Annotated in this window: 26 protein-coding genes and 1 other RNA gene; 17 read left to right on the forward strand and 10 right to left on the reverse strand. The window is 48.9% G+C overall.

Features of this window, described 5'->3' with window-relative positions:
- The first annotated feature begins 137 nt into the window (after window positions 1-137).
- The 3 genes from ACY2IG_RS06535 to ACY2IG_RS06545 all read left to right on the forward strand — a co-directional run bounded on the left by ACY2IG_RS06535 (window position 138) and on the right by ACY2IG_RS06545 (window position 5,422).
- A complete protein-coding gene (locus tag ACY2IG_RS06535; RefSeq protein WP_462618511.1) occupies window positions 138-1,259 on the forward strand; it encodes a GTP-binding protein in 1,122 nt (373 codons plus the stop codon).
- Between the two features lie 111 nt (window positions 1,260-1,370).
- On the forward strand, window positions 1,371-2,894 hold the full coding sequence (locus ACY2IG_RS06540) for a cardiolipin synthase (RefSeq protein WP_035408477.1): 1,524 nt from the start codon (window positions 1,371-1,373) through the stop codon (window positions 2,892-2,894).
- 152 nt (window positions 2,895-3,046) lie between these two features.
- The gene (locus ACY2IG_RS06545) at window positions 3,047-5,422 is read left to right on the forward strand and encodes a glycoside hydrolase family 31 protein (protein WP_462618512.1); all 2,376 of its coding nucleotides are present in this window, start codon (window positions 3,047-3,049) and stop codon (window positions 5,420-5,422) included.
- Window positions 5,423-5,496: 74 nt separating this feature from the next.
- On the opposite strand, the gene ACY2IG_RS06550 is transcribed toward ACY2IG_RS06545, so the two are convergent.
- From ACY2IG_RS06550 to ACY2IG_RS06560, 3 genes are all read right to left on the reverse strand, one after another.
- Window positions 5,497-6,297, reverse strand: coding sequence for an SMI1/KNR4 family protein (locus tag ACY2IG_RS06550; RefSeq protein WP_462618513.1), 801 nt, complete (start codon window positions 6,295-6,297; stop codon window positions 5,497-5,499).
- Window positions 6,298-6,407: 110 nt separating this feature from the next.
- Window positions 6,408-6,989 carry a DUF1643 domain-containing protein gene (locus tag ACY2IG_RS06555; RefSeq protein WP_047395966.1) on the reverse strand — a complete coding sequence of 194 codons (582 nt, stop codon included), beginning with the start codon at window positions 6,987-6,989 and terminating at the stop codon, window positions 6,408-6,410.
- Between the two features lie 15 nt (window positions 6,990-7,004).
- The gene (locus tag ACY2IG_RS06560; protein WP_308101323.1) at window positions 7,005-7,688 is read right to left on the reverse strand and encodes a lytic transglycosylase domain-containing protein; all 684 of its coding nucleotides are present in this window, start codon (window positions 7,686-7,688) and stop codon (window positions 7,005-7,007) included.
- Between the two features lie 107 nt (window positions 7,689-7,795).
- Here ACY2IG_RS06560 and ACY2IG_RS06565 point away from each other — a divergent pair, with 107 nt between their 5' ends.
- The 5 genes from ACY2IG_RS06565 to ACY2IG_RS06585 all read left to right on the forward strand — a co-directional run bounded on the left by ACY2IG_RS06565 (window position 7,796) and on the right by ACY2IG_RS06585 (window position 11,840).
- Complete coding sequence (locus ACY2IG_RS06565; protein WP_462618514.1) at window positions 7,796-8,470, forward strand: CPBP family intramembrane glutamic endopeptidase; 675 nt, start codon at window positions 7,796-7,798, stop codon at window positions 8,468-8,470.
- A gap of 147 nt (window positions 8,471-8,617) precedes the next feature.
- Window positions 8,618-9,040, forward strand: a complete 423-nt coding sequence (locus ACY2IG_RS06570) for a hypothetical protein (protein WP_050677057.1) — start codon at window positions 8,618-8,620, stop codon at window positions 9,038-9,040.
- A 221-nt stretch (window positions 9,041-9,261) separates the two neighbouring features.
- Entirely contained in the window at window positions 9,262-9,942 is a 681-nt protein-coding gene (locus ACY2IG_RS06575; protein WP_056060756.1) for an ABC transporter ATP-binding protein, read from the forward strand.
- The gene (locus tag ACY2IG_RS06580) at window positions 9,939-10,757 is read left to right on the forward strand and encodes a hypothetical protein (protein WP_075642148.1); all 819 of its coding nucleotides are present in this window, start codon (window positions 9,939-9,941) and stop codon (window positions 10,755-10,757) included. Before ACY2IG_RS06575 ends, ACY2IG_RS06580 begins: the two co-directional genes overlap by 4 nt.
- 12 nt (window positions 10,758-10,769) lie before the next feature.
- The gene (locus tag ACY2IG_RS06585) at window positions 10,770-11,840 is read left to right on the forward strand and encodes a hypothetical protein (protein WP_462618515.1); all 1,071 of its coding nucleotides are present in this window, start codon (window positions 10,770-10,772) and stop codon (window positions 11,838-11,840) included.
- A 97-nt stretch (window positions 11,841-11,937) separates the two neighbouring features.
- On the opposite strand, the gene ACY2IG_RS06590 is transcribed toward ACY2IG_RS06585, so the two are convergent.
- The 3 genes from ACY2IG_RS06590 to ACY2IG_RS06600 form a co-directional block, all read right to left on the reverse strand.
- The gene (locus ACY2IG_RS06590) at window positions 11,938-12,831 is read right to left on the reverse strand and encodes a hypothetical protein (protein ID WP_035408459.1); all 894 of its coding nucleotides are present in this window, start codon (window positions 12,829-12,831) and stop codon (window positions 11,938-11,940) included.
- Window positions 12,832-12,920: 89 nt separating this feature from the next.
- The gene (locus ACY2IG_RS06595; RefSeq protein ID WP_462618516.1) at window positions 12,921-13,127 is read right to left on the reverse strand and encodes a DUF2922 family protein; all 207 of its coding nucleotides are present in this window, start codon (window positions 13,125-13,127) and stop codon (window positions 12,921-12,923) included.
- A gap of 35 nt (window positions 13,128-13,162) precedes the next feature.
- Window positions 13,163-13,390: a DUF1659 domain-containing protein gene (locus tag ACY2IG_RS06600; protein ID WP_329470632.1), complete on the reverse strand. Its 228-nt coding sequence runs from the start codon at window positions 13,388-13,390 to the stop codon at window positions 13,163-13,165.
- Between the two features lie 68 nt (window positions 13,391-13,458).
- On the opposite strand from ACY2IG_RS06600, the gene ACY2IG_RS06605 reads away from it, so the two are divergent.
- From ACY2IG_RS06605 to ACY2IG_RS06620, 4 genes are all read left to right on the forward strand, one after another.
- Window positions 13,459-14,454, forward strand: coding sequence for a potassium channel family protein (locus tag ACY2IG_RS06605; RefSeq protein WP_462618517.1), 996 nt, complete (start codon window positions 13,459-13,461; stop codon window positions 14,452-14,454).
- A gap of 69 nt (window positions 14,455-14,523) precedes the next feature.
- A complete protein-coding gene (locus ACY2IG_RS06610) occupies window positions 14,524-15,216 on the forward strand; it encodes a hypothetical protein (protein ID WP_035408451.1) in 693 nt (230 codons plus the stop codon).
- A gap of 59 nt (window positions 15,217-15,275) precedes the next feature.
- A complete protein-coding gene (locus ACY2IG_RS06615) occupies window positions 15,276-15,689 on the forward strand; it encodes a hypothetical protein (protein ID WP_023467922.1) in 414 nt (137 codons plus the stop codon).
- A 49-nt stretch (window positions 15,690-15,738) separates the two neighbouring features.
- Window positions 15,739-17,082 (forward strand): S8 family peptidase, encoded by a 1,344-nt coding sequence (locus ACY2IG_RS06620; protein ID WP_462618518.1) that lies wholly within the window; start codon window positions 15,739-15,741, stop codon window positions 17,080-17,082.
- Between the two features lie 46 nt (window positions 17,083-17,128).
- On the opposite strand, the gene ACY2IG_RS06625 is transcribed toward ACY2IG_RS06620, so the two are convergent.
- On the reverse strand, window positions 17,129-17,572 hold the full coding sequence (locus ACY2IG_RS06625; RefSeq protein WP_029341396.1) for a hypothetical protein: 444 nt from the start codon (window positions 17,570-17,572) through the stop codon (window positions 17,129-17,131).
- Between the two features lie 134 nt (window positions 17,573-17,706).
- Here ACY2IG_RS06625 and rnpB point away from each other — a divergent pair.
- An RNA gene (gene rnpB, locus ACY2IG_RS06630) (RNase P RNA component class B) lies at window positions 17,707-18,080 on the forward strand.
- Window positions 18,081-18,191: 111 nt separating this feature from the next.
- Window positions 18,192-19,337 (forward strand): THUMP domain-containing class I SAM-dependent RNA methyltransferase, encoded by a 1,146-nt coding sequence (locus ACY2IG_RS06635; protein WP_462618519.1) that lies wholly within the window; start codon window positions 18,192-18,194, stop codon window positions 19,335-19,337.
- A gap of 71 nt (window positions 19,338-19,408) precedes the next feature.
- On the opposite strand, the gene ACY2IG_RS06640 is transcribed toward ACY2IG_RS06635, so the two are convergent.
- The 3 genes from ACY2IG_RS06640 to ACY2IG_RS06650 form a co-directional block, all read right to left on the reverse strand.
- Window positions 19,409-20,557 (reverse strand): tyrosine-type recombinase/integrase, encoded by a 1,149-nt coding sequence (locus tag ACY2IG_RS06640; protein WP_462618520.1) that lies wholly within the window; start codon window positions 20,555-20,557, stop codon window positions 19,409-19,411.
- An 80-nt stretch (window positions 20,558-20,637) separates the two neighbouring features.
- Window positions 20,638-21,348 carry a hypothetical protein gene (locus tag ACY2IG_RS06645; RefSeq protein ID WP_462618521.1) on the reverse strand — a complete coding sequence of 237 codons (711 nt, stop codon included), beginning with the start codon at window positions 21,346-21,348 and terminating at the stop codon, window positions 20,638-20,640.
- A gap of 515 nt (window positions 21,349-21,863) precedes the next feature.
- Window positions 21,864-22,325: a helix-turn-helix domain-containing protein gene (locus tag ACY2IG_RS06650; protein WP_462618522.1), complete on the reverse strand. Its 462-nt coding sequence runs from the start codon at window positions 22,323-22,325 to the stop codon at window positions 21,864-21,866.
- 217 nt (window positions 22,326-22,542) lie between these two features.
- Between ACY2IG_RS06650 and ACY2IG_RS06655 the strand changes: the two genes are divergently transcribed.
- The 3 genes from ACY2IG_RS06655 (at window position 22,543) to ACY2IG_RS06665 (ending at window position 23,839) form a co-directional block, all read left to right on the forward strand.
- A complete protein-coding gene (locus ACY2IG_RS06655) occupies window positions 22,543-22,764 on the forward strand; it encodes a helix-turn-helix transcriptional regulator (RefSeq protein ID WP_214854916.1) in 222 nt (73 codons plus the stop codon).
- A gap of 114 nt (window positions 22,765-22,878) precedes the next feature.
- Window positions 22,879-23,553 (forward strand): BRO family protein, encoded by a 675-nt coding sequence (locus ACY2IG_RS06660; RefSeq protein WP_462618523.1) that lies wholly within the window; start codon window positions 22,879-22,881, stop codon window positions 23,551-23,553.
- Between the two features lie 13 nt (window positions 23,554-23,566).
- Window positions 23,567-23,839 carry a hypothetical protein gene (locus ACY2IG_RS06665; protein WP_462618524.1) on the forward strand — a complete coding sequence of 91 codons (273 nt, stop codon included), beginning with the start codon at window positions 23,567-23,569 and terminating at the stop codon, window positions 23,837-23,839.
- The last annotated feature ends 78 nt before the right edge of the window (window positions 23,840-23,917 follow it).

Consider the following 23,917-nt stretch of genomic DNA (forward strand, 5'->3'; position numbering starts at 1 on the left):
AAACGTTTCTTTTCTCGTTCTTCTGAATTGCATCCTTTTTTATAGAAAAAATAAATCGGAATCATTCCGATTGACGGCAGGCGAAAAGTCGATTACTCTATAAAACGTAATTATTACGTTTTAGGAGATGAATGATAATGAACCCGATATCGATCACCGTTTTATCCGGTTACTTAGGATCCGGTAAAACGACACTATTGAACCATTTGCTACATAATCGCGAAGGGCGCCGCCTTGCGATCATCGTCAACGACATGAGTGAGGTCAACATTGACGCGGCATTGATTGAGCAAGGCGGATTCTCGCGAACGGAAGAGTCGTTCGTCACGCTTTCGAACGGCTGCATTTGCTGCACGTTACGTGACGATTTATTACTTGAAGTCAAACGCCTCGTCGACCAAGGCGATATTGACGGTATCGTCATCGAATCGAGTGGTATCTCGGAACCGATTCCGGTTGCCCAGACCTTCACGTACGAAGATCCGGACAGTGCAATCGACTTATCACAAGTCACGAAAATCAATGCGATGGTCACGGTCATCGATGGGTACCGTTTCCTGAAGGACTTCGAGTCTGGTGAATCGTTGATTGAGCGGAAACAGGCCGTCGATGAGACAGACGTGCGTGAAGTCGTCGATCTACTCGTCGATCAAGTCGAGTTCGCGGACATCATCGTCTTGAATAAAGTCGATCGTCTGACAGCGGAAGAACGCCATACCGTCATCGGCTATCTAAAGGCATTAAATCCAGTTGCCCGTTTGATCGAGACGACATATGGCCAAGTTGATCCGGCAGACATCTTAGACGTTGATTTATTTGATTTTGAACAAGCGGCAGCAAGCGCCGGTTGGATCCGTGAGTTGAATGCGGAAGAACATATTCCGGAAACGGAAGAGTACGGGATCAGTTCATTCGTCTACAAGCGCGACGTGCCGTTCCACCCTGAGCGCTTGCTAGCTTTGATTGAAGACTGGCCGCAAGAAGTCGTCCGGGCGAAAGGCTTTTTGTTCCTTGCGACACGTCCTGAGATGGCACTATTGTTCCATCAGGCAGGATATGCTTCGAACATGGAATACGCTGGTCGTTTTGCATCAGACGAGGATCGACGGACCGAGCTCGTCTTGATTGGTATCGGACTAGAACAAGCGAAACTCGAGGTGCTATTTGACACGTGTCTCGTCCAGGAAGACGAAACAGATTGGGCATTTCTGAACGATCCGATACCCGGTCGTGAAATGTACGAAGAAAACTTTTTATAAAAGGTCAATCTTTAGAGAAACCGTATCTGCGGTTTCTCTTTTTTGTTATATTTTCATAGTGAATGGGAAAAGAATACTAGTGAAGGTATGTTAATTGAAGGAGGAAGGTCTGTGCGCAACCGGATTTTACAATTCGCACTTGTATTTTTAGTCGCCGGCGGAATTATTTGGGGACTATATCAACTCGGCTATTTATTTTATGTCTTAACGATTTCAGCGACGGTTGTGCCGCTCGCCGTCATCATGATCATCTTCATCGAGAACCGGACAGCGGAATCAACGATCGCTTGGTTTCTCGTCCTGATTTTCTTACCGATTCTCGGTGTCATCATCTGGTTGATGTTCGGTCGGAATCCGCGGCGTCGCCGCCGGAATCGTCGTTCGCATGACGAACGAAAATTGCTGAAACAAGCGATTCGTCCAGTCCGGTCGCTTGCCGTCAGTGAATTGCCACCGAATCACTTAAAGCTTGCGAACACGATTCGCAACTTCGGTGGTGGTGGGGTAGATGTTCATACAGCAAGTGAGATTCTGACGAACGGGGAAGAGACGTTCCCGGCGATTCTTGACGCAATTCGTCAAGCGAAACATCACGTCCACATCCAGTACTACATCTATCGAAACGATGAGACAGGCAAGGCAATCCGGGAAGCATTGATCGAGCGACTCGAAGCGGGAGTCGAAGTGCGGTTCATGTATGACGGACTTGGAAGCTATATGCTTGGTGAGAATTTCCTACGTCCGTTACGCGACGCTGGGGCACATATCGCAGCCTATGATCCAATCTCGAGTCCCTTATTCATCTTCACGGCGAACTTCCGCAATCACCGGAAAATCGTCGTCGTTGATGGGAAGGTTGGCTTCACCGGTGGACTGAACGTCGGTGATGAGTACGACAGCAAGAGTAAGAAGTTCGGGTTTTGGCGCGATACGCATTTACGGCTCGAAGGACGTGCCGTTAAGGAATTACAAGCGACGTTCCTCGACGACTGGATTTATGCCCAAATCGAATCGGACGACACATGGGAGACGTTTGCGGGGGAAGAGACAATCCACCAGTACTTCCCGAAACATGATGTTGCGTCCGACGGAGCGATTCAAATCGTCACGAGCGGACCGACCTCAAAGGATCCCGCGATTCGCAATGCCTTGATTGCGGCCATCATCTCGGCGCAACGCTCGATCTGGATTGCGACACCGTATTTGATTCCGGACAATGAGACGATGACGCTACTTCGACTTGCAGCACGTGCCGGGCTTGACGTCCGCATCCTGACACCGGGGAAAGGCGATAGTTTTACGTCTTACTACGGCACCCGTTCCTACTTTGGACCACTCCTGAAAGATGGGGTCAAGATTTACACGTACAACCGTCACTTCATCCATGCCAAACTGTTTCTCGTCGACGGCAAGATTGGTGCTGTCGGAACGGCAAACATGGACATTCGCAGTTTTGTCCTCAACTATGAACTAATGGCGTTCCTGTACGATACGGAAAGTGCCGAACAGCTCGAGCGTGACTTCATTGCTGATTTCGACGTCTCGATTCAGTTATCATCGAATGATTACGTCAAACGCCCGCTCCGCTTCCGTATTTTCGAGTCACTTTCGCGCTTGATTTCACCCTTATTATGACGTAACGTCCCGCATCTATTTTCAGGTGCGGGACATTTTTAGGTTGATTCTTCCTTGAAGTGGGAACATGAACTCTTATACACTAGATGTGTAATCGGTTGCACACTACTTAGCCTGGAAGGAAGTGAAAGGGACGGAAGTCCCGAACCTGTATGCGAACAATTGATGAATCCCATTTCTACACGCGCGACATGAAACCACAAGCACGACCAGACGCTATCATCCAAGGAGATGTCTACCGTTTCACGGTCTTGACGAGTCGGATGATCCGACTCGAATACGCGGCGGATGGACAATTCGAGGATCGACCGACCCAAACGGTCTTCAATCGTGATTTCCCGGTACCTGCTTACCGCATCGTCGAAAACGAGGAAGAATTGCAAATCATCACCGAGCACGTCCATCTGCATTATACAAAGGGACCGTTCGCTGCGAACACACTTTATATCGATGTCTTAGGGAACTTCAGTACCTATTACAGCCGTTATACGTTCGGCGGACCACTCCGGACGTTAAAAGGAACGGCACGGACGCTTGACCACGCGGACGGTGTCATTCCTCTCGAGGAAGGAATTGTCTCACGGCAAGGATACGCGGCGATCGACGATTCGAACGCCTTCGTACTGACGGAAGACCACTTCGTCGAACCGCGTCGCTCTGGTACGCATGACATCTATTATTTCGGATACGGTCACGATTATAAACAGGCACTGCGTGACTTCTACCACTTGACAGGACCGACGCCGATGTTACCGCGTCAGGTACTTGGCAACTGGTGGAGTCGCTACTGGCGTTATAGTGAAAAAGAATATAAGGATTTGATGACCCGCTTTAAGACGGAAGATATTCCGTTCTCGGTCAGCGTTATCGACATGGACTGGCACGTTACCGATATCCCGGAACGGTACGGGAGCGGTTGGACGGGTTATACGTGGAACCGTGATCTGTTCCCGGATCCACGCGGCTTCTTGCAATGGTTGAAGGACGACGACCGAATGGTCACGCTTAACTTGCATCCGGCGGACGGTGTGCGTGGGTTTGAGGAAGCATACGAGGCGATGGCAGTCGCGATGGGTGTTGATCCCGAATCGGATGTCCGGATTCCGTTTGATTTTTCGGACCGGACGTTTATCGAGAACTACTTCACGAAGTTGCATCATCCGCATGAGGCGGATGGCGTCGACTTCTGGTGGATCGACTGGCAACAGGGCGCGAACTCGAAGATGAAAGGGCTCGATCCGCTCTGGATGCTCAATCATTACCACGCACTCGATATCGCACGTGATGGTAATCGACCGTTGATCTTCTCACGTTACGCGGGACCCGGAAGTCACCGTTATCCGGTCGGTTTCTCGGGTGATACGATCATCTCGTGGGCATCACTCCAATTCCAGCCGTATTTCACGGCGACGGCGTCGAACATCGGTTACGGCTGGTGGAGTCATGATATCGGGGGGCACCAGCGCGGGGAAAAAGATGACGAGTTATCGACACGTTGGCTCCAGTACGGTGTCTTCAGTCCGATCATGCGTCTGCATAGTACGATGAGCATCTTCAATGGGAAGGAACCATGGCGCTATTCGACCGATGCGGCGAACGTCATGAAGAAATATTTACGACTCCGGCATCAGCTCGTGCCGTACATTTACACGATGAATGCCCGCAATCACTTTGACGGCTTGCCCCTCGTCTCACCAATGTATTATGAGCATCCAGAAGACGATCAAGCATACAATGTCCCGAATCAGTTCTACTTCGGAACGGAATTGATCGTCGCGCCGATGGTCACGCCGATGCATCGGAAACTGCACATGACGGCTGCGACTGCATGGTTGCCAGAAGGAGAATGGTTCGATTTCTTCAATGGGCACCGTTATCGAGGTGGCAAACAGATCCGTCTGTTCCGCTATCTCGAAGACCAAGGCGTACTTGCGAAAGCCGGCGCGATCGTCCCACTCGGTCGTCATCTCGAGCATTCGAATGCATTGCATAATCCGGACGATCTCGAAGTTGTCGTCTTCCCAGGAGCCTCAAACCGGTTTACGTTGTTTGAAGACGACAGCACAGGGGTCGCACACCGCGATGGCGTCAATGTTGAGACGACATTCGCGCTCGACTGGGAAGCGCGTGAACTGACGATCGCTGCACCGACTGGACATCGTGACTTGCTACCGGAAAATCGGTCAATCACATTGATTTTACGCGGAGTCCGCGAAGGTTACGTCCAGCGCGACGGGGAAAGTGTCACCGGCGTCTATGATCATGCGACGCAGTCACTTCGTGTCGAACTCGGTGAAGTGACGGAGACGATCACGTTGTCGCTTCAAGTCGAGATGTCGACGAACGAGAACAAGATGGACCGGTTGTATGCGTTTCTCGACCAAGCGGAAATCAGCTATGACCTGAAGGACCGTTTGTACCGTCTATTGTCACAAAAGCTTGATCCGGTCAATATGATGCACCAGTTGCAAGCACTTGAACTGGAGAAGGATCTCGTCGACTGTTTGCTTGAGTTGATGTTGTCTTAAAAGATTTTACATGCATGCAAAAAGCCAGTATTCGTCATCCGTTTGGACGAGGAATACTGGCTTTATGGTTTAGGTCATAACTCTTCGTCTTTCTCTTCGTCCATCCAAGACAACAGATCCTCTGCATCGAGATCGTCACCTTTGCTGAGGATCAAGGCAGTGACGACATCTCGTTTCTGGTCTAATAAATCCGGGTTGTTCGTCAAGACTTCCATGAGGTAATACGCATAAGAGCCAAGGAAATCAGGCTGGTCGTTTCGTTCGATCAGTGTCATGAACGCTTCGATGAGTTCTTCCTGTTCTTCATCGAGAATCATCCAGTGGGAGTAGGCGAGGAGTTTTTCGTTTTCATCATCTCCACGGAGAATGTCCTTGATTTCAGGTAACGTCAGAAATACAACATCCGGCATGACGACTTCCGGAACATCGCTACTCAGCTTCGTTAACCACTTGTCGTAGGTTGACGCAACGAAATGGGTCGTCTCGTCCGAAATGTCGAGACACCAGACAGTCGGCTCAGTATCTTCCGTAAAGTGGAAGTACCAAAAATAGCTACCTTCTCCTTCAGCGAACATCATGACGTTCCCTTCGACGTCCCATTCCCGGAGGACCGACAATTCGTCCAGATACCGCTCGAATGTCAATGATGTCATCGAGCAGAGCGGAAGATGTAGACCCGTTTCTTCGTCCGACCATGTATTCTCGAACTCGACCATCACGACCTTCGCTTCTGGAACACCACCGTTTTGCTTTCGCATCTGTTTGAGGTAGCGAGCGGGGAGTCGACCGCTGACGGCTTGCTCGATTCGTGTGATGTCTGTTTCGTTGACTGAAATGATCGTTTCTTCTTGTAGATCTTCATCCCAAAATGGCATCATATGACCTTCCTTACTATGTAATGATTGATGTAGACCTTGATTATACGCAATATGTTTGGAAAATGTTTCAAAAAAAGACCCTATCCATTAAGGAAGGGTCTATTGTGTCATTTACGACGCAATTTTTTCGCTTTTTGTTTCATGTCGTTATACGTGATCATCGGGCTATCGTCCATCGTCAAGCGCAGATGGTTCGGTTCACCTTTGTTCGTGATGCCGGAGCAATAGAGAATGTCTGCATACTGATCAAACAGTTCCTCATATGCCGGCAGGTGGTGCATCAGGCGACCAGGCGATCCCCAGCCACAGAGGACGACGCCATTTTTTGCTTTGACTTCAGCAAGTGTCTTCGCGACGAACTCGTAGTTCGTCTCATCGAAGCTCGCTTGCGCGAACGGCAGATCCTCGCTGACGAGCAGATCCGGCATCAAACTGATGATGTCATATTGTTTGACGGGGTCACTGACATACTTCTTCATCAAATTGTATGCACGTTGTGTCGTCGTTCCAGAGAGAAAGGCGTCCGTCGTCCGTGGTGTGTAGATTAAAGCGGCGACGTGCGTCCCTTCTGCGATGTCGTCAAAGATGTAGCTGCGTAAATAGCGTTTCGTCTTGTCTCGATCAAACGTCGTCTGGACGCGGATCGACGATTCCTCAATCAAGAGTTCGGAAGAATCGGCTGGTGTCATGGGTGGTGCCTCCTTTTAATTGGTCAAACGTGAGCTGATGCGAAGGAAGAATGCGAGTGTCTTCTTCTTGATGTCGAGGTCGTTCGCATCGATCGCCTCGACGTGTTGCTGGTAACGATCATATTGGGCGAGCACGTCAGAAACATATTGTTCACTGCGATTGTATTCAAACAGTGCTGTCGCGAGCGTGTCTCGGTCTGATGTCTTCGTAACATCGTGTTGCTTCAGGTATTTCGCTGCCGTGTGGGCGCTGTCGACGAGACTCGTCGGATCGGCTTTCCCGTCGCCGTCCGCGTCCACTCCGAGACCACCATATTTCTCGATGGCTTCCGGATCCGTCACGTCGATGCCGTCATGCTCGATGTCACCGAGCGACGTGCCACCTTCGTATCCCCAACCGACCCATGTTTTCGGCATGAATTGGAACGGGCCGATGGCGCCAACGGACGATTGCATCGCTGACGAGTTCGAGAAGATCGTCTCGACGCGATGGATGGAGGCGAGTAGCTTCCAGTCGATGCCGTAACGTGCCGCGGCTTGTTCGTAGATGTCGATGTTCTCGGCAGGTACGCCATGCTGTCCATAATACGTACGATACATTTCATTTTGAACACGTTCCCGATTTTGCCAGTAGATGAAGCTACTGACGATGAGGGCGAACAGTACGAACAAGATGCTGATTCGAAAAACTTTTCGCATATTGTTCTCTCCTCTGTTTAGGATTCCACTGAATGGTATCATATTTTAGTAGGGTCTAATAGCACTTTCTGTGACGGGAGTGTGGAATCAAAAAAGGAGTCGAAGTCATGTATCTCTTCGTAAATGGGTTTTTACTCGGATTACTCGTCGTCCTTTCGATCATCGCGGCGGTCCGTCCGGTCGATTTGACGATTGCGCCTCGCAAGGAATTCTACCCCTCGATGGTCCAGTCGAGCGGGATCTTATGTTTGTTGCTCGTCGGTGGAACGCTGGTCAGCGGTACGCTGTTACCGGAAATCGGCTTGACGTTTTTTGTCCCAAGTGGACCAGTCTGGTACGCGACGATAGGACTGATCGTCTTTCTCTGTATCGTCTTGCTTTTGACAGCGACCGTTCCAGCGTTTCGCAAACGTTTATTGCCGCTCTATCAAAGTGAGGCGGAGCGACTGATTCTGCCGCGAACGAAAGAGGAGCGGACCGGATTCCAAATGGTCGCGCTGATGGCAGGAGTGACGGAAGAGTTGATTTATCGCGGGTTTCTCTTCCATACGCTCGAATTATTTTTACCGTTCTCTGAAGTCAGCTTCGTCTGGATCGGTGCCATCCTGTTCGGGATTGCCCATCGCTATCAAGGGTGGTTCGCGATTCTAGTGACAGGACTGATCGGAGCGGGATTCGGCTACTTGTATCTAGCGCTCGAGACGCTCTGGCCGCTGATCATCATCCATGTCTTGATTGACCTTGTTGCCGTCTACATCTACAAGGACGATGTTAATTCTTGACATCGTCAAAAAGCGTTGAATTTGGTAGACTGAATGTCAAGCGAAGTTATCGTTTAAATTGGTCAAGTTGACGGTTGCAGAACAGGTCAAATGACAGGTAGAATGAGAAGGTAAACGCTTACACATCAAAAGGAGATGGATGAAACCATGCGAACGATCACTTCCACTGGCGAGCGAAAGAAGACGAGTTGGACATTGAATATCGGCAATCAGCCACATTTGATGATGGATGGTGTGACAGAACAAACGCTTGATGCCGAGCAACGTGTTGTCTACGACGAATTTTTGATTCCGACGACGGACACTTTGATTCATCGGTTCAAAGCCCGCTTCCCGAACCATCTCTGCGAGAACGGGTATGATGTGTATGGCGCTGCCGCTTTTGACGAACAGGTCGTCGAACTGATCTCGAATTGGTTCATTGAGCTGGTCACCGTCTTAACAGCGATGCAGCGGACGAAAGGCATTCAGCATGTCCAGATTGAAGGCGGTGTCGCAAAACGGACCGACTTCTTACCGACCGTGCGTCGGACATGCCGGGCACTGGAGTCAACGATTGATATTTATTGAAGCACCAGTCACGTTTTCAGAGGGGGCGTCCGTTAGGATGTCCTCTCTTTTTTTTGTAGACGCATAGAACGAGTCGGTCGTTGCTGCCCGGCTCTTTTTTCATTTTCTGGATAACATGAGGAAAAAAACAAGTTGACGCTAGACTGTATGGCATGTACCATACAGTTAACAGATGTACTATTGTCTTAATACAATGGTGATAATCAAGGAGGGTGAACCGGATGCTTGAGGTAAAAGGATTACAGAAGCGATATGGACGGAAAAAACAGGTCTTGCGTGACGTGACGTTCTCCGTCGGTCTAAACGAAGTGACATGTCTGATCGGCTTGAACGGGGAAGGGAAGTCGACGATCCTAAAAGCAATTCTCGGTCTGATTCCGGTAGATGCCGGGACGGTGACGGTCGACGGTAAAACATCGCGCGACAAAATTGCGTTCGTGCCTGATCTTCAGACGATGCCGAGCTACATGACGATCGGACAAGCGCTCGCATATATGGCAGATCATTATCCAGACTGGAATCAAGAGACAGCGGAACGGTTACTGCAGACGTTTCAGCTGTTTACGACGGATAAAATGGCGAACTTATCAAAAGGGAACAAAGCGAAGTTCAATCTCGTCTTAGGATTCGCCCTCGATCGTCCATACATATTACTCGACGAACCGCTCGCGGGAATCGATTTGTTCATGAAGGAACAGATTGCCTGGATTTTCTCAAGTGAGTTCATGGAAGGACGGAGTATCCTGATGACGACTCACGAAATCGCTGAAGTCGAGCAAGTGATCGACCGAGTGTTGTTCTTACGAGACGGTCAGATCGTCGAAGTCAAAGAGACGGATGAACTGCGAGGTCATCATCATCAATCGGTCCAAGACCGGATGCGGGAGGTATATCAAGGATGAAACGCTGGTTGTTATTAACGAATGAAGAACTAAAACGAAGTACGAAATTACTGGTGTTGTTGATTTCAGGCTTGATCGTCGCGGAAATCGCGTCACTGCTCTATCAAATTTACGATTATCAAAGCACGATCGAGAAAACGATGCGGATCGAGCAGATATCAGAAATGGACGCAATTGCGCGAGCAGGTGGTGCGTTGACATTCGCACAAGCAACGGATTTTTACGATTCAGTCATTGTATTAGCGATGGGGATGATCATCCTGTTTGCGTTCTGGATTTGGTACCGCGACTGGATGGGTGAGACGAAGTACATTTACAGATTGCTATTGTTACCGGGATCACGCCGGGCGATTTTTGGATCGAAAATGACGGCACTTTTACTTGTCGTGACTAGTTTGATCGGAATTCAGTGGGGGCTGTTGTTACTTAGTCGTAATCTCTACTTATGGTTGTTACCAGATGCTCAACAGGTCACAGCCAGCATCAATGAATACTCCTTCTACATGAATTTGTTCTATACGATGTATCCGAGTGATATTTTATTCATCTTACTGATGTCATTCATCGTCATCTCGTTCGTCTTCATGACAGTATTACTTGAACGATCGTTCCGAAAGGGAAAAGCGTTCTTGCTCGTCGGATTACATGGGATTGCGTTGATTGGCGGTTATATCATTTTAGGCTTAGCATTGTCAGCTATTTCGAACGATTTGAGTCAACTGCACATGCAATTTTATCTCGGGTACATCGTGCTCTTAACGTTATATGTGTCGTACAAAAATCTGCGGTTAGTCCAGACGCGTCTATCCGTCTAAAGGAGAAATCTCATGAAACGATATCGTCAACTTCTGATCTATGGAGTGATCATTCTCATAACAATCGGAAGCTACATCGGCTACACGCTGTCGATCAAAGGAGCAGACTTTTCGCTCGAGACCGTCAGTGGAAAACCTTCGCAAATCGAAAATTTTAATTTACGTCTTCAGACGAAAGGCATGCGTTCGACGATTTATGATGTCAACGCTAAGGGAGACATCGAAAAACAGTCAAATTCTTACGTCGGACAACTATTCCGTGAAGATAGCATGACGAATTTGCCAGATGAATATTACGAATTTACGACGCAAATGGAAACGAACGCTAGCAGTGATGGACAATCAGAGTATGCGATTCAGATCAAACACAATAAACTGCAATTTAAGATGTTTACGTTTAAGACGGAGGAGATGTTCGAGAAAACATTTCAGTATGATACAAAACTTGAGACGGGGATGGACATACAAGCCAGTGTCGTCGATAAACAGGCGATGAAGGTCTACATCCAACTCGATCGAGTCGATCAGCCAAGGGAAACAAAACTGCTTGTGCTCGATTTAACAGGCGACCGGGTTGAAGAGATCGTTCTTCAAAAGCCAGTGGCGCCTAAACACGCTCGTCAATTTTTAGCGATTCATCAAAATGAGGTGGTCTACACGGAACAACCGTCTGACAGCGATGAGGAGAACACTAAACTATCTTATTTCCTCGATGACGGCAAAAGCGTTCGTTCCATCAAGGAGTTGAATCAGCAGCAAATCGGTTATACGCCCTATGCGAACGGTCGTTATCTCATCGGCTTCCGCCTGCCGGAAGGGGAGACGAAACGAATCGAATGGTCGATGTTCGACTTGGAAACGAAACGATTATCCGAGCATAGCGTAAGCAGTCCGCTCGTTTTGAAAAAGATTGATTGGTTGGATTCGAAGGACGAGATGCAGCTTTATCTCTCTTCCGAGACAAGCGATGGATTCCAAGTGTCCGTGATCGATCTGAAGAATGAGCAACTGATGTATCAAGGAGAAATCAAAGATGTGAATCGTAAAAAAGGAACGCGTATCTATGATTTTGCGGTTCAATGATCCACGAAAAAACGCTTCGTCCCGGAAAAACTTATCCGGTCCGAAGCGTTCTTTTTTTCGTTTTGACTAGGAATCGATACATTCTAGGGCGAAAGCATCAAGACGTGAAATTTTTCTCTGCCGCTTTACAGGCACGCAATAAGGCGTCCTTGAAGAAACGATCTTCCTGCGAAGCGAGTTGTTGTGTCGCTTCCTCGTCTCCGCGCAGTGAGCGAGCGAGCATCTGAATGACCTTGACCCAGCGCCGGACGTGATCAAGTTGTGGGCGACCCATCGCGACGTACACTGTGAACCAATCATTCTGATCGCGACGGATCATCCGTTGGAACAGTGATTTCGCGAGATCGACTTCTTCGGTCGTCGGGAGTTCGTTCGTCTCGAAATAACGACGTAACGCGGCAACGGCAGTTGCGTACGCTGCTTTGACGTCGTCTGACGGCTGATGCTTACCGTAGTCGGATGTCGACAGATGAAGTAAGGCTGGTTTTTTCTCGACACCCGTGATCCAGGCAGAGATCGTCTTATTGCCTTTATAGGCTTGACGGTTCGCGACCGGGAGCTTCGCCGTGACGTTTCCGACTTTCCCGATCAAGGTCACTTTGTTGTTGCGATCCTGAATTTCGGTCACTTTCAACTCGACCGTATCACCCATTTCATGAGGAATGGCTTTCGGCTGGAGCTTTTCTCCTGCCGAGAGCGGCGAACGCTTGCGGATCATCCGCAATGCTTCTTGTTCAATCCGGTCGTCAAGCGACCACAGATGTTCCGGTGGGACGTTGCGGAACCGGCGACGTCGGACCTTGATGTACTGGTCAAGCGCGTCAGCAGCTTGCTCCCGCGTCGATTCGCCACGTGCGACGGGGCCGATGATGTCTCGGAGCGTAATGGATTCGAGACGTTCCATGATGCCTTCGAACGGGATGAGTTCCATTACGTAGAGACTACAGACGACGAGTTCGCATTCGCGAGGAGTGAGTGGGCGTTTGGCCATAAATTGACTTCCTTTCAGCTGGTTGATGTTTCTAGTATACCAAAAAAAAGCCATCGTCACGTAATCCCGTGACGATGGACTGAAAAAGCTTACAAGACGAATGGCGATTCCGAACTATTTTGCAATTCAGCGGACGCGAGACGTGTGACACCGTTCATGAACGGGTCATGGGCGATGAACAAGTCACCGATTGCTTTGATCTCAGCCACAGTCGCATTTTCCTTCGCACCAGCGATCCGCAAGCGATACGGTTTTTTTGTCACCGTATCAAATGTCAGGACGATCGTATGTTCCATCAATGGTCACTCCTTTCATGAAATGTAGGGATAAGTTATGCCTTGAGTAGAGCGTAGTCACGGCTGATTTCCGTCAGCGCGTAGCGTCCGTCGAGTAAGCTGCCGACCGCTTGACCGATCGAAGCGACGACGTCTGCTGGAAGATTCGAACGTAAGCCGTTATAGCGGCGGCGAGCAACGATGGCATCACCGTTTGCTGTCACCTTGTCCTTCCGCTCGAAGACAATGACGAGACTTGTCTTGATTTCTTCTGCTTGTGTCATGTGTATCACCTCCTTCGCCCTTATTGACAGGGAAAGAGACCGGATTGTTCGAAAGGAATGAAAAAAAGATGGTCTGGTTACGTTTTTTACGAAAAGTATCGTTTTTACGCATGCGGACGCTCGGATATGCGTCCTTGATCTTCGTCTTTGGTGTCGCGGGCATCATGTATGCTCTTGAGCCAGAAACGTTCGGATCCTACTTCCGGGCCGTCTACTGGACGATGACGACCGTCGTCACGGTCGGGTACGGTGACTTCTTCCCGAATTCTGATACCGGTCGGATTCTGACGATTTTCGTCTTCATCTTTGGAATCGGGATCGTCGGGGGACTAATCTCAAAACTGGTCGACGGTGTCCAGTTGATTCGCAATCAAAAGGAAAGAGGGTTATTACAAGTGAAAGAAACAGGGCATACCGTCGTTTTCGGTTACAGTCGGCGTTCGAAGCACGTCATCGATTCATTACTCGAACATACGGATGTCGTCCTCGTCGATGATTTAGAGCGCGAGCCATTCAGTCACCCACGATTTCATTACGTCTGTGGTGATCCGGCACTGACATCGACGCTCGAACGGGCACACATCGAAAAGGCGGTTCGCGCGATCGTCCTCGCCGATCATTCGATTCCACCGGTCCATGCTGACGGACGGACATTGTTGATTGCTTCAAGCATCGAACGGGCGAATCCGAACATTTATACAATCGTCGAAATGATGCTTGAAGAACACCTCGACAGCTTCGAACAGGTTAAGGTTGATGAGGTGTTACTTGGTGATGAGACGATTGCCCGGATGGCGATCCTCGCGTCCCATCATCCTGGTGTGACGAAGGTCGTGACGGATTTGTTGACGAAGGACGGTGAAGGCATATTCTCGATTCCGAGTAGACCGGAGTGGGGAACGTACCGTGACGCCTATCATGCCTTGCTAGAAGAAGGCGTCACGATCTTATCTGATGGAAAACGACTCGATTTGAACCGTCGACTCGATGAAGCGATTCCGAAAAACGGGACGTTGATCGTCTTGTGTTCGGAGGAAACCGCCCAACGAATCGGAGCGATTTAGAGAAGAAAGGATTTAACCAATCTTTTTTCGGGTATAGTAAATAAATTTACTAGACGGAGGAAAAAGATTATGACACAACCACAACCAGAATGGATTCAAGAATTATTTGAGACGGTCGATCAAGGCGAAATTAAAAATGCACCAAAATTACTCTATATGGCACTGACGCTTGAACCAAATTATTTTACAAAAGCAGTTAGCCGATTCAATCAACGGTTAGAAGTCGAACCATTAACGGACGTTTCGGAATTGTTGACGGTCTATCGTCAATTTTTCCTTTCAGCTAATCCATCAGAGGAGTACTGGTCACTTGCCTGGAACGAACTCATCCAGACGCTACAACATATGATTGACCGGCCGGAAGCTCATCAATTACTTAAAGAGCATGTCGATTTACTCGACTGGTGGTCGAGCGAATCGTTGCTTTCACTCCCGAGCTGGTTGACGATTTTAGATGTCGCTGAACGAATCGACGCGCTTGATCAATTTAGCAGTTATCTTCCAGATATCTTCGAGAGTTATGCGCTTGAAACGGCGAAGGACGAACCGTTTGCCCGTCTTGCCTGGTACGCACTCGCAAGCAATCAACAAGAGTTGCTTGCTCCTTACAGAGACCGGATTGAAGCCGGTTCTTCAAAGGAAATTCAGTCTCTTCGTCAAGCGGATCTCGTCGATCAAATTGAAACGACGCGGGTCGTTATGTTAAAGTCGAAAGATAACGAGCCGATTGAATTAACATTTGATCGAAAATGGACATTATAAATTATCGAAGAAAAAATGACACCTAGAAGCCGCACGAATTCAGTCCGAGGGGTGTAGGGATGATTCACGTCAATTTACCGAGTGGTGACTATGTCGTGTTAGTAGAAATAAATCGTGAAGTGCTGCTGTGTCATTCGATTGAAGAAGCGGAACAAGCACAACGCGACCGGTATGAGCTGGTCGGACGGATGAGCGAACGCTTGCCGGCAGAAGTAATTGGACCCTCGATTGCGGATTTTGTCCGCTTTTCGACCGGGTTCATCGGCGAAGAAGTGACGTGGCACGAGGAGGAAGAAGCCTTCTTTTGCCAACAGTTCGAGACATTCGACGGTTCCCCGTTAGGTGAAGATCTGACAGGGATCGATGCAACGCGTTGGCGTGCGGTCCTTGCACGCTATTATGCTTACGTGACGATCGGAAAGATCATTCCTTTTGAAGTCAGCGAAGAACCGGACGGCACGGTTCCGCTTTAGTCCAGACGATTCTTCGGTCGGCGCGTAATCAGAGAAGGGCAGGGTTCCCATGAAAAAGCAACTTGCACTACTCACGCTAGCGACAATCGTCGCCATGCCAACGTCTGCTTTCGCGCAGTCTCAATACGTACAATATGATCCGACGTTTACAGAACAACAAAAACAAGAGTGGTTGGCGAATCAGGGGCTGACCGAGATTCGTGCCTTGAAACAAAAAGGATTCTCGCTCGTTGAGCCGCTTGAGCATCTCGAAGAAAAGGATATCGATGCCGATTTGATTCCAATCACGGACGTCAAAAAAGCAACGGATTCTGCCCAGTTCCAACAAACGTACCTCGATCAGTCACGGATTCCGGCTTACTGGAAGTACAGCCGCGGGAAATCGGACGTTCGCGTTGCGATCATCGATGATGCAATCGATACGAAACACCGCGAGTTCAAGGACGTCATCTATAAGACGACGACGATTTCTGGAATCCGGAAACCTGACGATCACGGGACACACGTCGCCGGTATCGTCGCGGCGCGTGAAGACGGTCAAGGGATCGTCGGTGTCGCTTCTGGTGTCAAACTGATCGGGGCCGATGTCTTCGATGGAGACTTTGCTGCATCAATCGACATCGGCGACGGTATTTTGTATGCAATCGAGCAGGGAGCAGATGTCATCAATCTCTCACTCGGACAATATGAGTTTGATCCGTACATGGAAGCAGCGGTCAAAAAGGCGGAAGCGAAGAACATACTCGTCGTCGGAGCAGCCGGAAACGACGGGCGCAATAAAGTACTCTTCCCAGGATCGATGAGTCAAGTCGTCGGTGTCGGGTCCGTCGGAACGCTGGGGCGTGCCTCGACGTTCTCGAACTACGGTAAAGGAGTCAACATCATGGCACCGGGGGAAGGGATCTACTCGACAATCGTCGGCAACAAGTACGGCTACTTGGACGGAACATCGATGGCGACACCGGTCGTCAGTGGTGTGTTGGCGCTCGCGAAATCGAAGAACCCATTCGTCTCGAACACGACGATGCGCAGTAAGTTATATGCTGCAGCGACGAAAAAATCAGGTGATACGAAGTTGCATTACGGAGCAGGTCGCTTGAATGCCGGAATCTTAGCGACACTGCCGGCACCGATCTCGAAGATCTCGTTACCGGCAACGGTTAAGCCGAATCAGGCGTTTACATTCTATTTTGATGAGTATGCGAGTGCGAAGACGACGACACGTCTCTATAAGGACGGGAAGGTCGTTAAGACATTCACGCAATCGAATTTAACGAACGGTACGCATAAGTTTACGTATAAGTTGAAAGACAAGGGGCCATATAAGCTTGTCTTTACAACGACAGGTGGACGGCATACGCGGACCGTCGAACGCTTACTGACAGTCAAATAAAAAAGCGCCTCCCACTGAGTGGGAAGCGCCGTACGAGACCTGAAGGTTACTTCGGGTCTTTTCCTTTTTTATAGACGGGCGTCGGAGGCGTCAATGCCTCTCCAGTCCATGTGATCATCGCTTCCATCTTGTATCCTGTGTCATCCTCATGGACGAACGACAGGCGACTGGAATCGATCAATTGGTATAAACCATAAGCGACCTGGTCGGCCCAAGAGCGTAACGTCATCGCTTCATCATACAACGGGATTTGCTCAGGGAACCGTTCGTTCATAAGCAAGATATCGTGTTGATCGAAATGATAGCTACGTTTTGAGAGTGCATCGGGCGCCTTGACGTTGAACGGCTCGAACGCGTGGATGAGCTCTCCTTGACGATAGAAGGCGAAGATGCCGTTTCGCAGATGAAGTGCCTTGATCTCGTCGATCTCGATCAGGAATGTCAACTTGCGAACCGTTCGCCGGTTCGTACCAGAGCGTCGTTTTTTCATGCTGCATGCCTCCTTCTGAACTCTTGTACTATACCGTGAAATGAGGCAGGGACGCAACTTTTTCGTTTATAAAACGAGAATTACCTCTTGCAGGAAAGAGGTATCTACGCTACACTCATAAGCAGTGACTATGTTGGTTCGGACAATCGCGGGGCATTTCGATGCTTTGAGGAAAGTCCATGCTCGCACAGCCTGCGATGGCTGTAGTGATCGTGCTACACTAAAAGATAAGTGTAGGCAGCGTCAAGCTGACGGCAGAAGGAACGCCTAAGTCTTCGGATATGGCCGAAACTTCTTGAAGGTGCCACAGTGACGGAGCTTCATGGGAAACCATGAAGGTGGAACGAGGTAAACCCCACGAGCGAGAAACCCAAATTTGGTAGGGGAATTTCCGGAGCGGAACTGAACGCAATGGAGAGCGTATGCAAATACGGAGATAGATGATTGTCGCCTGCGTGTGAGGGTCAAACCGTTTGGAACACTAAGGAACAGAACATGGCTTACAGGACCACATAGGCTGTTATTTTTAAGTTGAACGAGAGTCCAGGTCCACCCTGGGCTCTTTTTTTATTGCAATGAAACGATACTGTGGAAGAAACGATAAAGGAGTGAACGCGATATGGCAAAACGCTTAGTCATCGCGACAGCGGCGATGGGAATCGAAGCGCTCGTCGCAAAAGAAGTCCGTGCGTTAGGATACGAGTGTACGGTCGAAGACGGAAAGGTCTACATCGATTGTGAGATGGAGGACATTCCCCGTTTGAACATGTGGCTCCGGACAGCGGACCGGATCAAACTTGTCGTTGCTGAGTTCCGCGCGACAACATTCGAAAAATTGTTCGATCAAGTCAAGGCACTACCGTGGCACGAATTGATGCCGTGGGATGCGAACTTCATCGTCAACGGTCGTTCGGTCAAATCGAAGCTGTTCTCGATCCGTGACTGTCAAAAGATCACTGAGAAAGCGATCGTCTCGCACATGCAAGAGCAGTACAACAAAGGAACGGAATGGTTACCGAAGACAGGTGCGAGCTATCCGATCGAAGTCGCTTTGTTAAAGGATATCGCAACATTAACGATCGATACGTCAGGCGACGCATTACACAAACGTGGCTACCGTGAATTCCACTCAGCAGCTCCACTGAAAGAGACGATGGCAGCAGCGATGCTGATGCTGACGAACTGGAAGCCGGACATGCCGCTCTACGACGTCTTTACCGGTTCAGGCACCCTGGCAATCGAAGCGGCGATGATCGGGCGTAATATCGCACCAGGCATCAACCGGGAGTTCGTCTCGCAGGAATGGAAATGCATTCCGAAGAAGGCGTGGTTCGATGCGATCAACGAAGCGAACGACAAAGCGGAGTGGGACAAACCACTGAAAATTTACGCAAGCGATGTCGATCCAGAGATGGTCAAGCTTGCGAAAACAAACGCAGAACTCGCAGACGTCCGCGATGCGATCAACGTCATGCAACGTGACGCGGCAGACTTCAAACCGAAGGAAGACTTTGGTGTCATCATCGGAAACCCGCCATACGGAGAACGTCTCGAGGACGCGCGTGAAGTCCATCAGCTGTACCGTAAGATCGGAACAGCGTATAAAGAATTCCCATACTACAGTGTCTACATGATCACGTCGTATGTCGAGTTCGAAAAAGCCTACGGACGTCCAGCAACGAAACGCCGGAAGCTGTACAACGGGAACATCGAAGTTCAGTTCTATCAATATTATGGTTTGCGCCGTAAAAGACCGCAACAGTAAGCCGTTTCCGACTATCACCAGACCGCCATTGCACATTCATTGCACAGTTGGTCTGAAAAATACGTTTTTTATCAGGAGCCGCTCGGTTGAGCGGTTCTTTTTCTTTCCAATAAATGTTCGAACTGATTTGCCGTATCTGACTGCAAAGTGTGCAATACATGCGCATAGGTATCCATCGTCAAGGTGGCATCGGCATGACCGAGACGTTCCTGGATGACTTTCGCGTGGACGCCCATCTCCATCAATAAGGACGCGTGGGTATGCCGCAGACCGTGCAATGTGATGCTCGGGAGAGCTGCCGCTTTGACGGTCTCGATATGACGTCGGCGAAGTCCGGAGTGCCAGAGGTAAGCGCCATTGACACCGAGACAGATCAAGTCTTCTTCGTTCCGCCATCCCATCCGCAAGCTATTGTAGCGTTGCTCAGTCCGGATGCGGCGCAGTTCTTCCGCGACGTGCGGGGAAATCGTGACGACACGCACTTTCTTTCCTTTCGTATTTGAGAAGGCGTGCCCACCCTTGACCTCAATCGCTGTCCGTTTTACCATGATGACCATCCGTTCGAAATCGATGTCCGACCACCGGAGTGCTGTCGCTTCCCGAGCACGAAGACCGGTGTAGCTAATCAACATCACGGCAGCGTAGTTTCCGGTCGTCATCACGTCACGAGCAGTCCGTAGGTACGTAGCGAGCTGTTCAGCCGAATAGGTCTGCATCTCCTTTAATCCTTCGTTCAGCTTCGAGACGGCAGAGAAGGGGTTCGGTCCTTTGTAGTTATTCATGCGGATACCCCAACTGAACATGCCGACGAGAATGGCGCGACGGGAATTGATGGTTGATGCCTTCAACGACGTCCGGCTCCAATCGGCAAGGAGACGCTGAGCGTGAATTGCTTCGACGCGATCAACCTTCAACTTCATGAACCATTCCGGAATCTGTTTGATGATCGATTGATACGAATGATACGTCGTCTCAGCTTTCGTCAGACGGACATGGTCTTCAAGCCATACCTCGAACAGTTGTGCCATCGTCCGTACCTGTATGACCTTCCCAATCGTCCCGTCTCGTCGAGCGGTCATTTTCTCCGCGATCCAGAACTCGACCTCTTGCTTTCGTTTGCTAGAAAAATAGGCTTGAATCCGTTTCCCGTTTTCGTCCGTCCCGAGTGAGAGACGAATCCACCAGAGTCCTGTCTTTTCATTTTTCTTGATTGTTGCCATGTTACTTCCTCCTCTTGCGTACATACGTTCTATTCATGTCAGTAAGAAAAGGCACCTGAGTGCCTTCAGTGTACACCTTTTTATGAGCCTTCGGTTTTAGCAGTTTCGAAGAACTGTTCGAATCCTGGCAACTCCATCTGTGCCGCTGCTTTGATCCGTTCGAAGTGACCCTTGGCTTGGGCGAGCGTTCCTTCCGGATCTTGACGGAACTGTCCGCGATACACTTCAAGGAGCGCGTCCAGTTGTTCCAGTTCCTTAGCGATGATCAAGTGCGCTTCCCTCGTCTGACGGAATCCTTCCTGCGTGTAATCCGGTGCATCGAAGTGTGTGCTCGACGTGATTTCGATTGAAAGATTGCTGTCATAGACGAACAAGTCCTTCAATTCTTCGCGTGGTACGAATTCGAATGTGCTAAAATCACCATCTTCTACATACGGTGTGAAACGTTGTTCCAGCTCGTCTGCTGCGACATAGATCGCGTTCATGTTCTCGCCGATTCGCACGACGCTTTCGATGGCTTCTGGGTACTTCTCGACATCGGTCATCTCGGGTTCAACTGGCGTTGGTTCTTCAACAGCAGCTTCTTCCGGAGTAGACACTTCTTCTGATTCCGGTTCGACGGTTTCGGTTTCTACTTCTATTTTCTCATCCGCTACCTTTTCCTTTGCGACTACTTTCTTCTGGGATGCTTCTTGCTTTGGCTTACTCGTGGCAACGGGTTCCTCATGATTGAACCATTGATAAGCACCAACAACTAAAAGCAGAATAGTGAATATACTGACGACCCACATCAAACTCTGCTTAGAGTGTCGTCTATCCGAACGTTTTCTCTCTTCCAATTTATATCCTCCTTTAGCAAGAACCTTGCTAATTCCGTTGCGTTCCAGTTATGTTATGTATATCCATACTCATTCTAACCCAAACTGGTTCCCGATATGAGGCGGATTTATGCGATCAAGGAAATATCATTCGACAAAGTCTGGCGTTTCGTGTCGAACGATTGTATACCAAAGGTGTGTAAATATTGTAATAGGTCTATTGCATTATTTTCCAAAATTATTTACTATGAGAAAAGAAACAAATGCAGAATAAATGTTCGTATTTCATTTCGAAACGAGGCGGTCTTGTGTTAGCAGTGAAGAAGGTAGTTGAATCGAATCCGTCAATTGAGTCCATTCTGAACACGCAGCGGATCAAGCACGTACTGAATCCGCAAACTGGAAAGCTAGAGAAAGTTCCCTACACCTTAAACGACATGATGATAGAGGCGTTAGCCCATGAGAAAAAGGACGAAGAGTGAGAATCCTCACTGCTCGTCCTTCTTTTTTTCGATATTATTACTATTATTATATTCGTTCAATGCTTCGTTCAATTGGAATCTATAAAAATTAAATAACGTATTCAATCGTTCTCTACCTAAAATATCGGCTTCGGACTCGGATATATTCAATAACTTCAATAACGTCTTCTCTTCTGCCTTCAATATCAATTCTTGTTCAGACTTCGGATGGGGATCGTTGCTTCTAGAATATAGGTAATCAAAACTTGTATCTAATTTTTCAACTAAATCTGGCATGACATCAGCCGGTGGAAATCGTTCCCCTGATTCCCAAGCACCGTAAGCGGACTGGGATCTCCCTAATCGTTTTGCCATTTCCAGTTGCGTGATTCCTTTTTTAGATCGAAGTTTTCTTATTCGACTCGCCATCTTCGCAAGCCGTTCTTCCTCCGTCATGAACTGCACACCCTTTACTATAGTCTCCATCATATCGTCTCTCCTTCTATATAATGCGCCGAATTCCTCACAAAATGAATGTACTACAAAATGACCACGATATGACTGTTTCGAGGTCAATTGTACCCGATTTACAGGTATTTCCGCAAAACAAAGTAAAATAATCCCGTTTTACGGGTTGACTTACCCGTTTTACAGGTATATAGTAATAAGTGTAAGACAGACACAACGAAGAAAAGAGGTGACAAACATGCCAGAAGAAGTACGTCAGGCGCTTCGGATGAAACGCCTTTCGATCGGGATGACTCAGATTCACATCGCCAAATGCTTAGGGATTCGCCCGCAGATGTACAGCGATATCGAGCGAGGAAGACGCGGTCTACAAGTCGGACTGGCGTTAGCGATCGCGGAAATCCTTGAGGCTTCCGTTGAAGAACTTTTTTTTGCAGAAAAATACCCGATTTACGGGTAAAAAAATAATTTTATCCCGAAATACAGGATATCAAAAATCTAATTGACCTGCAATTGTTCACTGTTCTTCTTTACCCAGTATTCACGATCTACAAGCAAATAAGGAGGCAATACGATGAATCAACTCACGAAAGTATTCGAAGGAAATGAAGTCCGCGTCGCTGGAACGCCAGAGCAACCAATGTTCGTTTTAGCAGATGTATGTAAGGTGCTCGACTTGAACAACGTCAGCCAAGTAAAAGCACGACTCGAAGAAGGGGTCATTAGTAATGAGGTGTTCCAAACATCGACCGGAGCAAAAACACTGACGGTCATCGATGAAGATGGACTTTACGACGTCATACTTGATAGCCGCAAACCACAGGCAAAACGTTTCCGCAAATGGGTGACAAGCGAAGTTCTTCCATCGATTCGAAAATCTGGATCTTACGAAGTGCCGCAGGGTGTTCCGCTTGCCGAACTATTCCAAGCGACGGCTCAACTACTCGTCAAACAGACGGAGACAGAAGTGGCAATCACGGATCTGACGGAGAAGGTCGACGAACGCATGACACTCGACTACGGACAACAACTTGCGGTCGAACGGGCGAAGAAGAAGCGTGCTGAACACATCTGGAAAGAACTCGAAGAACGTCCATCGGAACTATATGAAACGAAACGCAAGCTGTACGGACGATTCGGTAGTGACCTCAAGCGTGCGTTCGCAGTCTCGTCTTACCGTGACATCCGACAAAATCAATTTGACGAAGCTATCTCGTACGTCAGCAACTGGCGTCCAGCACTCGTGTAAGGAGTAACGAATCATGAATCCAATCGAAGTCATCACCTTATCGAAAACGCAACTGGAAGTCCTGCTCGAAGAAAGCGCAGAACGTGCGATCCGTAAGATGACGGACGGGCAAGCGCAATGGATGCAACGTCCAGCCGCAGCCACGTATCTCGGCATCGATGCAGGGACGCTCGACAAGTACACGATGCGCGACGGCATTCCGTATCACACGCCGAGCAATTCGAAGTTGAAACTCTACAACAAGATCGACCTCGACGCCTGGGGGCGTGGGGAGACATGGAAATGAGAAAGGAGATGACCACATGATCGCTTACTTCTACTACCTCGGCATGATCAACCTGCTTCTCGTCCCGGTCACGCTCGC

It is taken from the genome of Exiguobacterium sp. EF_C8, assembly GCF_054956715.1.